The following is a 1,034-nucleotide window of genomic DNA, read 5'->3' on the forward strand; positions in this document are numbered from 1 at the left end:
AGTGTAAGGTTGAATCGCCTCTAGATTAGCAGTTTCTTTCTGACTGGTATGATACAGACCCCACCGGAGTTGGAGATTCATCCAAAAACTTGGCGAAACCCCAAAGAATTCCGCCAAGCGAAGTGCGATACGGGGTGTTACTCCCCGGTGTTCATTCACAAGTTCATTAACGCTCCGGTATGATACATGAATTGCCGTTGCGAGCTTCCGCTGACTGATATCCATTGGGCGCAAAAATTCCGCTAAAAGCATTTCACCCGGATGGGTCGGAGGACGGTTAGTTGGCACACGAATCATTTTGTTTCTCCCTGATATAGGTTTAGTGATAATCTACAATTTCAACTTCAACTGGTCCGGTATCTGTCCACACAAAGCAAATACGGTATTGGTCATTGATTCGGACGTTTTTCATGATCTTGAGTTTATCACTTTCTAAAATGAGCGAGCAACAGGCATGATTCTCTATCCTAATCACTACGAAATTTTGGAAATACCTTAAGAAAGAGAAGGAGCAAGACCAATGGCAAAATACCGAGCCGCGCTGATTGGGTGCGGCGGAAAAGGTAGAGATCACACCAATACGTTAATAAAGAACGAACTTGTGGATTTGGTCGCTTTTTGCGATATTCGTGAGGAGGCACTACAAGCATACCAAGAGATATACGGTGTGTCAGCCCTATACACAGATTATGAGGAGATGTTTGAGCGGGAGAACCTGGACCTCGTTGTGATTTCAACGCAGGCACCGCAGCACCATGCGACAACACTTGTCGCAGCGGCACACGGCTGCCATGTGCTCTGCGAAAAGCCAATGGCTGTGACGCTTCAGGAGGCAGACGAAATGGTCGCAGCGTGTGACACAGCCGGTGTACGATTGTCCATCAACCATCAGAAACGTGCCAGCGCGTACAACGCCTACGCGAAAAGGTTGATCGCTGAAGGGGAGATTGGTGAGGTCTTTTTGATACGCGCTTATGAAAAGGGAGGACGCAAATCAGGCAACGCGATGATGGAGATGGGGACACACCTCTTTG

General features: G+C 47.8%; 2 protein-coding genes. One reads left to right on the forward strand and one right to left on the reverse strand.

Features of this window, described 5'->3' with window-relative positions:
* A partial coding sequence (locus J4G02_10575; protein ID MCE2395019.1) for a HigA family addiction module antidote protein occupies positions 1-297 on the reverse strand: 297 nt, incomplete at its 3' end.
* Positions 298-520: 223 nt separating this feature from the next.
* On the opposite strand from J4G02_10575, the gene J4G02_10580 reads away from it, so the two are divergent.
* A partial coding sequence (locus tag J4G02_10580; protein ID MCE2395020.1) for a Gfo/Idh/MocA family oxidoreductase occupies positions 521-1,034 on the forward strand: 514 nt, incomplete at its 3' end.

This window comes from Candidatus Poribacteria bacterium (assembly GCA_021295755.1).
GTDB lineage: Bacteria > Poribacteria > WGA-4E > WGA-4E > PCPOR2b > PCPOR2b.